This window comes from Geobacillus sp. LYN3 (assembly GCF_003064505.1).
Taxonomy (GTDB): Bacteria; Bacillota; Bacilli; order Bacillales; family Anoxybacillaceae; genus Parageobacillus_B; species Parageobacillus_B toebii.
Map to the genome: position 1 here is coordinate 375910 of NZ_QCWL01000001.1, position 10883 is coordinate 386792.

Sequence of the window (10883 nt, forward strand, 5' to 3'; positions counted from 1 at the left end):
TCCGCTCCTATCTACTACAGAACGTCTCTGCTCTGGTTCGAAAGGAGGCTCCGAGGGGCATTTCAAAAACATCGGTCATGAATCACTTCCAGCCAAGGTGATTCTCTCTGGAATGCCAATGTTTTCTACTTCTCCTCGTCAACGCTTTTTCTATATTTTATTTTTACTATATGAAAAACGGATAAAAAGGTTAATGAATTACTTTTTCTAATCGGCTTATAACTTTTTCCTTTCCTAATAATTGAATCGCAAATGGCAGTTCCGGACCGTGTGTTTGCCCTGTTACCGCAACGCGAATCGGCATAAACAATTTTTTCCCTTTTTGTCCTGTCGCTTTTTGCACCGATTTAATTGCCGCTTTAATATTTTCTGCCGTAAACGGCTCAAGCTGTTTCACTTCTTCTAAAAATGTTTTTAACACATCAGGGACTTGTTCGCCAGCTAACACTTCTTTCGCTTCTTCATTATACTCAATGTCTTCTTTAAAGAACAACTCCGATAGCTCTACAATTTCCGCTCCATAACTCATTTGTTCTTGGTATAATGCAATTAAATCACGCGCCCATTGACGTTGTTCTTCACTCATTTGTTCCGGCAGGCGGCCGGCTTTAATCAAGTGCGGCAATGAAATTTCCACTAATCGGTCTAAGTCTAGTTTTTTAATATATTGGTTATTCATCCATGTCAACTTTTTCGTATCGAACATCGATGGTGATTTGGACAATCGGGAAACATCAAAAATACGAATGAGTTCCTCTTTCGAGAAAATTTCTTCTTCCCCTTCTGGTGACCATCCTAATAGTGCAAAGAAGTTAAACAACGCTTCTGGCAAATAGCCAAGCTCTTTATATTGAGAAACAAATTGAATAATCGATTCATCACGTTTTGAAAGTTTTTTGCGATTCTCATTTACAATTAACGTTAAATGAGCAAATTTCGGCGGCTCCCACCCGAAATAGTCGTAAATCATTAACTGTTTCGGCGTGTTCGATAAATGTTCTTCACCGCGGAACACGTGGGTAATTTTCATTAAGTGGTCATCAATAACAACAGCAAAATTGTATGTTGGGATGCCGTTTGCTTTCATAATGACCCAATCGCCAATATCTTTTGATTCAAACGTCACTTTTCCACGTACGATATCTTCAAATTCATATACTTTTCCTTCAGGTACTTTTACACGAATCGTATACGGCTTTCCTTCTGCTTCCAATTGTGCGACTTGTTCTTTCGTTAAATGGCGGCACTTTCCGCTATATTGCGGCGCTGCAATCCCTGCCGTTCTTTGCGCTTCCCGCTCTTTTTCCAGCTCTTCTGGCGTGCAGAAACATTTATACGCATATCCTTTTTCTAAAAGTTCATTCACGTATTTACGATATATATCGAGACGTTCCGTTTGGCGATATGGACCGTATCCGCCGTCTTTATCCACCGACTCGTCATAATCAATACCTAACCATTTTAGGTTTTCTAACTGCGACTGTTCGCCACCTTCTACGTTTCGTTCGATATCCGTATCCTCAATACGTACAATAAATTTTCCATTATGATGACGAGCAAATAAATAGTTAAATAACGCCGTTCTTGCACCGCCAATATGTAAATGACCGGTTGGGCTCGGTGCGTATCGCACTCTCACTTCTTGTGACATCGTCAATAACCCTCCAATATCTAATCAAACTTGTACCACTATTGTACATTTTATATGAGCAAAGTTCAAAATGGATTGTTTGAGGCTATACAAGTAAGCAATATGATGTTTATTTTATTTTTTTTGCAATAATACGACCGCTTGAGCAGCAATTCCTTCTTCTCGGCCAGTAAAACCTAACTTTTCCGTCGTTGTTGCTTTGACATTGACTTGTGACAGTTCTCCTTCTAACAAATTCGCAATGTTTTCTTTCATTTGCTCGATATGTGGCGCCATCTTTGGCTTTTGTGCGATAATCGTGCAATCGAGATTAGCAAGTTCGTATCCTTGCTGCTTGACTAATTCCCATACTTGTTTTAATAATAGCGCAGAATCAGCGTCCTTATAGCATTCATCGGTATCTGGAAAATGCTTGCCAATATCACCTGCAGCAATTGCTCCTAAACATGCATCTGCGACCGCATGCAACAATACATCGGCATCGGAATGGCCGAGCAACCCTTTTTCGTATGGAATGCGAACGCCTCCAATGATGAGGGGACGGCCCTCGACAAGCTGATGAACATCAAATCCTTGACCAATGCGAAACATGTAGTTACCCCTCTCGTTATGAAATTACCCAACTTGATAAAATCGCTTCAGCAAATAATAAATCATCCGGTGTCGTTAATTTAATATTGCGGTAATCGCCTTCGACAATTTTTACTTTCCCGCCAATTCGCTCTACAAGACTTGCATCATCTGTGCCAATATAACCATCTTTTTGTGCCTGCTCATGTGCCCTTAAAACGAGAGAAACATGAAAAGCTTGTGGAGTTTGTACAGCCCACAAGCTAGAGCGTTCCACCGTTTCCTCAACAAACTGATCGCGCGCCTTTTTGATAGTGTCTTTAACGCGCACAGCCGGAATTGCCGCACCGTGTTCCTTCGCTTCTTTTACTAATTCATGAATGTGCTCTATAGTAACGAACGGACGCGCACCATCATGAATAAGCACAATATCCCCATTTTTCACCGCTTTCAGTCCATTGTACACGCTGTGTTGTCGCTCTTTTCCACCGCTTACGATCGCAGTGATTTTTTTAATATGGAAACGAGAAAATAATTGTTCAAACTGTGTTCTTTCCGCTTCATTAATCACAACAATAATACCACGGCACCATTCATCGTTTTCAAACACTTTTAATGTGCGCACAATTAGCGGTTCGTTTTGAAGTTCAATCAATTGTTTATTAACTCCTGCCTTCATTCGCTTTCCTTGCCCGGCTGCAGGAATGACTACCTCATACATCATCGCTGTTTCCCCTACTCATTCGTTTATAACGCTTTTTGCAATAGCTTTAGCTTCGCGAAAATCATTCTCCCTGCTGATGTTTGTAACACGCTTGTCACCAATACGTCAACCCGTTTGCCTATATAATCTTTTCCGTCTTCCACGACAATCATTGTTCCATCATCTAAGTACGCCACACCTTGATTGTGCTCCTTGCCATCTTTGATCACATGAACGTTTAATTCTTCCCCAGGGAGAACAACCGGTTTCACCGCATTCGCTAAATCATTAATATTAAGGACACGCACATTTTGCAGCTCACATACTTTATTTAAATTGAAATCATTCGTGACGACAACACCTGATGTTAATTTTGCCAACTTCACCAGCTTACTGTCTACCTCTTGAATATCGTCAAAATCACCTTCATAAATTTCCACTTTCATGTCCAATTCCTTTTGAATGCGGTTTAAAATGTCAAGTCCACGTCGGCCACGATTGCGTTTTAACACATCGGATGAATCGGCGATATGCTGCAGTTCTTCAAGCACAAAACGAGGAATGACAATCGTTCCTTCTAAAAAACCTGTTTGGCAAATATCCGCAATTCGGCCATCAATAATTACACTTGTGTCTAAAATTTTTACAGGACTGTCTTTTGATAAGCCGGTCTCTTCTTCTGTCCCCTTTTTCTTTGCCATTCGATTGGAAAGAGAAAATAAATTCATTAATTCATGCCGTTTTTTAAATCCGACTTGAAATCCTAAATAACCAAGCAGGATCGTCAAAAATATTGGCAGCACCGTATTGACGACTTGAAACTGAAACGATTGCAGCGGCATGACGACTAAAAACGCAATAATAAGGCCGAAAATAAGCCCTAAACTGCCAAATAAAAGATCAGCAACAGGCACTTTAACGAGCGATTCCTCGACCCAGCGAATCATATCTACAATATAATCTACTAGCCAAAAAGTCATCATAAAGAAAATAAGTGCTCCTAATACCGCTAATGTATATGAATTATTTAATAATGAAATGTCGCTTATATTCATAAGGCGCAACAAATTTGGCAAGAAAACAACACCTAATGTTCCTCCAACAACAAGAAAAAACAACTGAACGATACGTTTTACCATTTCTTTATTTTCACCTCCCTATTTAACATTATAAACAATTTCCAATGTTTGAAACCAATCTTTAACATAGTTTTTAATATTTTTTAAATATTTGACATGTACTTGTAAATTTTACTGCAACGTATGTTCAAGTGCCTCGGCAACGTGGGACACACCGATCACGGTTATATGTTTTGGCGGATTCCATCCTGCTAAATTGTTTTTAGGAATAATGATGCGAGAAAACCCTAATTTTACTGCTTCTTGCACCCGTTGTTCAATACGGGAAACACGGCGTACTTCCCCAGTTAAACCGACCTCGCCGATAATCACATCGGACGGGTTGGTTGGCTGATCGCGGAAACTTGAGGCAATGCTTACGGCAATCGCCAAATCAATCGCTGGCTCGTCTAATTTTACTCCCCCTGCCACTTTCAAGTAAGCGTCCTGATTTTGTAAAAGCAGGCCGACCCTTTTTTCCAATACGGCCATTAATAAAGAAACACGGTTATGGTCGATTCCTGTTGCCATCCGCCGCGGGTTGCCAAAACTCGTTGGAGATACTAATGCTTGAATTTCGACTAATACAGGACGAGTTCCTTCCATTGCCGCGACAACGGTTGAACCTGCCACCCCTCGGGAACGTTCTTCTAAAAACACTTCTGAAGGGTTTTCGACCTCGATAAGTCCTGAATCTCTCATTTCAAAAATACCAATTTCATTTGTGGAGCCGAAACGGTTTTTCACCGCCCGTAAAATACGATACGTATGGTGACGTTCTCCTTCGAAATAAAGAACTGTATCCACCATATGCTCTAAAATTCTTGGACCGGCAATCGCTCCCTCTTTCGTTACATGGCCGACAATAAAAATGGCAATTCCTTTTGTTTTGGCAATTTTCATCAGTTCCGCTGTACATTCACGGACTTGCGATACACTTCCTGGTGCGGACGTAATATCTGCACGGTAAATCGTTTGAATCGAATCAATCACAACACAAGCGGGGCGAACATTTTCGATTGCTTCTGCAATATATTCCAAATCTGTCTCCGCTAATACATACAATTGGTCGGAAGCAATGTGAAGGCGGTCAGCGCGCAATTTCGTTTGTTTTACGGATTCTTCGCCGGATATATATAATACTTTATGTTGCATAGCAGCAAGTTGCGCAGAAACTTGCAAAAGAAGCGTTGATTTTCCAATGCCTGGATCCCCACCGATTAAAACGAGCGAACCTTTCACAATTCCCCCACCTAATACGCGGTTAAATTCAGAAATATTCGTTTGTATGCGCGGCTCTTGCGTTGTGGTCACGGTAGTAATTGGAACTGGTTTTGAGATGATATCATCCGTGGAATGCACAAACACTCCTCTTGTCATTGGCTTTGTCCGCTCAATTTCCTCGACCATCGAATTCCATGTACTGCATCCTGGACATCTTCCAAGCCATTTCGCTGATTCATAACCGCATTCTTGACAAACAAACTTTGTTTTCTTTTTCCCCATCGCTAGAAAACCCTTTCTTTTTCATCGTTGAAACAAAAAGGTATGGGCAGTGAGCCGCCACATACCTTCCATCAAGAAAACGCCGATTACATCACCGCTTGCTCTGATAAAACGACGAACTCTCCGTCTTTTACGTCTACAACGACTTTTTGCCCTTTGGCAATCGTTCCTTTTAACAGCTCTTCCGACAAACGATCTTCTACATGTTTTTGTAGCGCGCGGCGCAATGGACGAGCACCGTATTCTGGGTCATATCCCTCGGAAACAATTTTTTCAATGGCCGCATCCGTTAACTCTAAATCGATATCTTGTTCTTTTAAGCGTTTTACAAGCTGTTCTGCCATTAGTTTTACAATTTCTTTTAAATGTTGTTTTTCAAGTGAATGGAAGACAATAATTTCATCAATTCGGTTTAAAAACTCCGGACGAAATGCTTTCTTTAACTCGTCCATGACTTTTCCTTTCATGTCTTTATACTTCTGATCTTCATCTTGGATATTAAAGCCGACGTATTTATTCCGCTTTAACGCATCCGCACCGACGTTCGATGTCATAATGATAATCGTATTGCGGAAATCAACCGTTCTTCCTTTCGAATCAGTTAAACGCCCGTCTTCCAACACTTGCAGCAAAATGTTAAATACGTCCGGATGCGCTTTTTCCATCTCATCTAACAACACGACCGAATACGGTTTGCGGCGCACTTTTTCCGTTAGTTGACCGCCTTCCTCGTATCCGACATAGCCAGGAGGCGAACCGATTAAACGAGATGTCGAGTGCTTCTCCATATATTCCGACATATCGATGCGAATAAGTGCGTCTTCATCACCGAACATCGCTTCTGCAAGCGCTCTTGCTAATTCTGTTTTTCCAACACCAGTTGGACCGAGGAAAATGAACGAGCCAATCGGGCGTTTCGGATCTTTTAATCCAGCGCGCGCACGCCGAACTGCTTTGGCAACTGCTTTTACTGCTTCATCTTGACCAACGACGCGGGAATGTAAAATTTCTTCTAGTTTCAATAATCGTTCTGTTTCTGTTTGTGCAAGTTTTGACACCGGAATTCCTGTCCAGCTTGATACAACCATCGCAATGTCTTCCACTGTTACTTCAGAGTTTTCCTGCCCCTGTTTTTCTTTCCACGCGCGTTTCGTTTCTTCTAATTCTTCACGTAAACGTTGTTCCATATCACGCAAGGAAGCAGCTTTTTCAAATTCTTGGCTTTGTACAGCAGCATCTTTTTCTTTGCGTACTTCCTCAAGTTTTTGCTCAAGCTCCTTTAATTGTGGAGGAGCAGTAAACGAACGAAGGCGAACTTTCGAACAAGCCTCATCGATTAAATCGATTGCTTTATCTGGAAGGAAACGGTCAGTAATATAGCGGTCAGATAATTTTACTGCCTGAATGATTGCTTCATCCGAAATAGATACACGGTGATGCGCTTCATAGCGATCGCGCAATCCTTTTAAAATTTGAATCGATTCTTCTACCGTCGGTTCATCGACGTAAATTGGTTGGAAACGACGTTCTAATGCCGCGTCTTTTTCAATATATTTCCGATACTCATCCAATGTAGTCGCACCAATGCATTGCAACTCCCCACGGGCAAGCGCTGGCTTCAAGATGTTCGATGCGTCAATCGCACCTTCTGCACCACCTGCGCCAATAAGCGTATGGAGCTCATCAATGAAGAGAATGATATTTCCTGCTTGACGAATCTCATCCATCACTTTTTTCAGACGATCTTCAAATTCACCGCGGTATTTTGTACCAGCTACTACCGTTCCCATATCTAACGTCATTACTCGCTTATCGCGGAGTGTTTCTGGAACCTCATTATTTACGATTTGTTGCGCAAGACCTTCAGCAATGGCTGTTTTCCCAACCCCAGGTTCTCCGATTAACACCGGGTTATTTTTTGTACGACGGCTTAACACTTCAATAACGCGCTGAATTTCCTTGCTTCTGCCAATAACAGGGTCTAATCTTCCTTCACGAGCAATCGCCGTTAAATCGCGAGCTAAGCTGTCTAATGTTGGTGTACTTACGTGTGAAGCACCGCCTCCTGAATGACCAGAAACAGACTCATTGCTTCCAAGCAGTTGCAACACTTGTTGGCGCGCTTTATTAAGACTTACTCCCAAATTGTTAAGTACGCGGGCCGCAACTCCTTCACCTTCACGAATAAGACCTAGTAAAATATGTTCTGTTCCTACATAGGAATGGCCAAGCTTTCTCGCTTCATCCATCGATAGTTCAATTACTTTTTTCGCACGCGGCGTATAATGGATCGTATGGGAAACTTCATGGCCGCGACCGATTAACGATTCTACCTCTTTTTGAATTTTTTCTGGCCCAAGCCCTAAAGCCATTAATGCTTTTGCTGCAATTCCTTCCCCCTCGCGAATTAAACCTAATAAAATATGTTCCGTTCCAATGTTATTATGGCCAAGGCGTATTGCTTCCTCTTGAGCTAGCGCCAATACTTTTTGCGCCCGCTCCGTAAATCTTCCAAACATCATTATTCATCACCCTCCATCGCTTTTCTTTCTTCCATTTTTAGACGTTCGCGGATTAGTGCCGCCCGTCGAACATCCCGTTCTTCCGGTCTTAGCACGCCGCCTGCATACTGTTGTAAAAATCCAGGTTGAGTTAAAATCATCAGCTCATTTAAAATATTGCGCGAAATATTTTTAATATATCCTAAGTCAATTCCTAAACGTACATCAGACAAACATTGCGCTGCTTCTTTAGATTCAATAACACGGCTATTTGCTAATATCCCATAAGAACGGAATACTCTGTCTTCTAATTGTATGTTTAAAGTTTTGACTAATGTCTCCCTCGCCATTCTTTCCTGGGCAATTAATTGTTGAACAACGCTTTTCAAATCTTCCACAATATCCTCTTCCGACTTTCCTAATGTAATTTGATTTGAAATTTGGAAAATGTTACCTAACGCCTCACTGCCTTCTCCATATGTTCCGCGTACTACTAATCCTAGTTGGTTGATTGCTGGAATAATGCGGTTTATTTGCTGTGTTAAAACGAGAGCCGGGAGATGCATCATAACAGAAGCGCGCATCCCTGTTCCAACGTTTGTCGGACAGCTTGTTAAATATCCGAGTTTTTCATCAAACGCATAATTGACATGTTCCTCAATCCAATCATCAAGCTCATTAGCCACTTTTAACGCTTCTGTTAATTGAAGACCAGGAAATAAACATTGAATACGAATGTGATCCTCTTCATTAATCATAATGCTTATTTCTTCATTTTCTGAAAGCAAGCACGCCCCAAAAGGAGAATCTTCTGCCAAATGCGGGCTAATTAAATGCTTTTCTACCAATACCCTTTTTTCAATCGGTTGAAGCTCTGACATTTTTAACAATTCAAAACGACCGACAGACGGGTAAAAACGATGAGCAAATGTTTGCTCAAACAATGAAACAATTTGCTGTGCTTCCTCATTGTTAAATACTGTTGGAAACTGAAAATCAACAATGTTTCTTGCTAAACGGATACGGCTGCTTAACACGATATCAGAATCAGGCCCCTCTTGACTCATCCAAGAACTGACCGCCGTATTAAAAAACTTCTCAAACGACATATAACTACATCTCCCCCCCTCGACGTTGATGCAACTGATATTCAAGAGAGCGAATTTGATCACGAACCTCTGCCGCCTTTTCAAATTCTTCTCTCGCCACAAGTTCTTGCAGTTTTTGTTTTAACATAGCAATTTGCTTGCGCAGATGGAGTGTTCCACCTTTTCGTTTCGGTATTTTTCCAGCATGGGTTGTATTTCCGCTATGGAGTCTTTTTAATATTGGTGGTAAATATCTAGCAAATGTGCGGTAACAGTTTGAACAGCCGAAACGACCTGTTTTTGTAAACTGATGATAAGTCATTGCACACTTCTCGCATTGTAAAATATCGGTGCTTTGGAACGGGCTTGACGTCATTTCTTTCATTGGAGATGAAAAATTAAGCAGGCCAGCTAATAAATTATTAAAGGAAAAGTCATCATTTCCGTAAAACATAAACATATCACTATTCTCTTGAGCGCATTGTTCGCAAAGATGAAATTCGGTTTTTTCGCCGTTTATAATTTTCGTAAAATGCACTGTTGCCGGTCTTTGATTGCATTCCTGACATATCAACTTTATCCCCTCCCTACTTATATTTTAGCGATATCAACATCGCTCTTAGCATGCGTGCTCTCAATTCATCACGTTGGGGCAAATCGATGTATAATACAGAACGGTCCATTACGCTTAGCATAATCTTTGCTTCTCGTTCGGTAATTACTTTTTCCTCGACAAGACGATCAATAATATCTTCCGCATTTGATTGACTAATCCGATGCTGGATTAATTCTAACAGTTGATCAATTAACTGTGCTTCACTTTTTGTCTTCACTTTCATAATGCGGATGTAACCACCGCCACCGCGCTTACTCTCAACAATATATCCTCGCTCTAGCGTAAATCTTGTATTAATAACATAATTAATTTGTGAGGGAACACATTGAAATTTATCCGCAATTTCACTTCTTTTGATCTCCACAATTTCTTTGTCGCTCATATTTAATACCTGTTTTAAATATTGCTCAATAATATCAGAAATGTTTGGCACTCTACCTCCTCCTTACAAACCAAGTTGACTTTGACTATATTTGACCTTACTTATACTATATAGTTTATTATAAAAAAATGCAAGAGCCACTCACAAAAATGGCTAGTCATATGATTTCCTTTTTTTTCGAAAATGAAACATGATTTTAGGTAATAAAAGGAAAGGGTAAGCAAATATAGAAAAAAAGAAGCATGCCTTTCATTAAGGCATGCTTCTTTTTACATTGCCTAGCAACGACCTACTCTTGCAGGGGCGCTGGCCCCAACTACCATCGGCGCTGGAGAGCTTAACTTCCGTGTTCGGGATGGGAACGGGTGTTTCCTCTCCGCTATTGTCACTAGGCAATTATCTCAATTGGACATTTATTATTATATTCCAATCATCACGTTTGTCAAGAGGGATTTCGTTCCCTCAAAACTAGATAACCGTCCGTTTGGAAGAAGCCGTTTTGCATAGGCGGCTTCCGCTTTTCCGTTGTCTAGCTCCTAGCGTCCTCCGCTTTTCACTTTGTCTAGCTCCGGACGCCATCGGCTCGCGACGCTTCGGTCCCGTTGCGGCGGCAACAGCCACCTCACGGGCCCTCCAGCGCGTGTCGCCGATAGGCGGGCGTCCTCCACTTTTCGCTTTGGTTAAGTCCTCGATCGATTAGTATCCGTCAGCTCCACGTGTCGCCACGCTTCCACCTCGGACCTATCGA

At 41.4% G+C, this 10883-nt stretch carries 10 protein-coding genes, 1 rRNA gene and 1 other annotated feature (1 of these 12 running past the window's edge); all 11 genes read right to left on the reverse strand.

Going from position 1 to position 10883, the window contains the following annotated elements:
• Positions 1-151 (reverse strand) — a binding site (T-box leader) (it extends 82 nt beyond the left edge of the window).
• 39 nt (positions 152-190) lie between these two features.
• Complete coding sequence (gene gltX, locus DCC82_RS01985; protein WP_097353942.1) at positions 191-1651, reverse strand: glutamate--tRNA ligase; 1461 nt, start codon at positions 1649-1651, stop codon at positions 191-193.
• Positions 1652-1765: 114 nt separating this feature from the next.
• Complete coding sequence (ispF, locus tag DCC82_RS01990; RefSeq protein WP_097353943.1) at positions 1766-2242, reverse strand: 2-C-methyl-D-erythritol 2,4-cyclodiphosphate synthase; 477 nt, start codon at positions 2240-2242, stop codon at positions 1766-1768.
• Positions 2243-2258: 16 nt separating this feature from the next.
• Positions 2259-2945: a 2-C-methyl-D-erythritol 4-phosphate cytidylyltransferase gene (ispD, locus tag DCC82_RS01995; protein ID WP_012748860.1), complete on the reverse strand. Its 687-nt coding sequence runs from the start codon at positions 2943-2945 to the stop codon at positions 2259-2261.
• A 23-nt stretch (positions 2946-2968) separates the two neighbouring features.
• Positions 2969-4063 (reverse strand): PIN/TRAM domain-containing protein, encoded by a 1095-nt coding sequence (locus tag DCC82_RS02000; RefSeq protein ID WP_012748859.1) that lies wholly within the window; start codon positions 4061-4063, stop codon positions 2969-2971.
• 111 nt (positions 4064-4174) lie between these two features.
• Positions 4175-5548: a DNA repair protein RadA gene (radA, locus tag DCC82_RS02005; RefSeq protein WP_012748858.1), complete on the reverse strand. Its 1374-nt coding sequence runs from the start codon at positions 5546-5548 to the stop codon at positions 4175-4177.
• An 86-nt stretch (positions 5549-5634) separates the two neighbouring features.
• Positions 5635-8070 (reverse strand): ATP-dependent protease ATP-binding subunit ClpC, encoded by a 2436-nt coding sequence (gene clpC / locus DCC82_RS02010; RefSeq protein ID WP_012748857.1) that lies wholly within the window; start codon positions 8068-8070, stop codon positions 5635-5637.
• Positions 8070-9158 (reverse strand): protein-arginine kinase McsB, encoded by a 1089-nt coding sequence (gene mcsB, locus DCC82_RS02015; RefSeq protein ID WP_012748856.1) that lies wholly within the window; start codon positions 9156-9158, stop codon positions 8070-8072. Before mcsB ends, clpC begins: the two co-directional genes overlap by 1 nt.
• Before the next feature lie 4 nt (positions 9159-9162).
• Positions 9163-9711 (reverse strand): protein-arginine kinase activator protein McsA, encoded by a 549-nt coding sequence (gene mcsA / locus DCC82_RS02020; protein ID WP_012748855.1) that lies wholly within the window; start codon positions 9709-9711, stop codon positions 9163-9165.
• A gap of 13 nt (positions 9712-9724) precedes the next feature.
• Positions 9725-10186 carry a CtsR family transcriptional regulator gene (locus DCC82_RS02025; RefSeq protein WP_097353944.1) on the reverse strand — a complete coding sequence of 154 codons (462 nt, stop codon included), beginning with the start codon at positions 10184-10186 and terminating at the stop codon, positions 9725-9727.
• A gap of 225 nt (positions 10187-10411) precedes the next feature.
• Positions 10412-10528: ribosomal RNA gene (gene rrf / locus DCC82_RS02030) — 5S ribosomal RNA — on the reverse strand.
• A 75-nt stretch (positions 10529-10603) separates the two neighbouring features.
• Positions 10604-10756, reverse strand: a complete 153-nt coding sequence (locus DCC82_RS17410) for a hypothetical protein (RefSeq protein ID WP_158268579.1) — start codon at positions 10754-10756, stop codon at positions 10604-10606.
• Positions 10757-10883 lie beyond the last annotated feature (127 nt).

What these genes read in the sequence shown, in the direction of transcription:
- ispD (WP_012748860.1), bottom strand. Translation starts at nt 2,945, where the DNA reads ATGATGTATGAGGTAGTCATTCCTGCAGCCGGGCAAGGAAAGCGAATG.
- clpC (WP_012748857.1), bottom strand. Translation starts at nt 8,070, where the DNA reads ATGATGTTTGGAAGATTTACGGAGCGGGCGCAAAAAGTATTGGCGCTA.
- gltX (WP_097353942.1), bottom strand. Translation starts at nt 1,651, where the DNA reads ATGTCACAAGAAGTGAGAGTGCGATACGCACCGAGCCCAACCGGTCAT.
- ispF (WP_097353943.1), bottom strand. Translation starts at nt 2,242, where the DNA reads ATGTTTCGCATTGGTCAAGGATTTGATGTTCATCAGCTTGTCGAGGGC.
- radA (WP_012748858.1), bottom strand. Translation starts at nt 5,548, where the DNA reads ATGGGGAAAAAGAAAACAAAGTTTGTTTGTCAAGAATGCGGTTATGAA.
- DCC82_RS02000 (WP_012748859.1), bottom strand. Translation starts at nt 4,063, where the DNA reads ATGGTAAAACGTATCGTTCAGTTGTTTTTTCTTGTTGTTGGAGGAACA.
- mcsB (WP_012748856.1), bottom strand. Translation starts at nt 9,158, where the DNA reads ATGTCGTTTGAGAAGTTTTTTAATACGGCGGTCAGTTCTTGGATGAGT.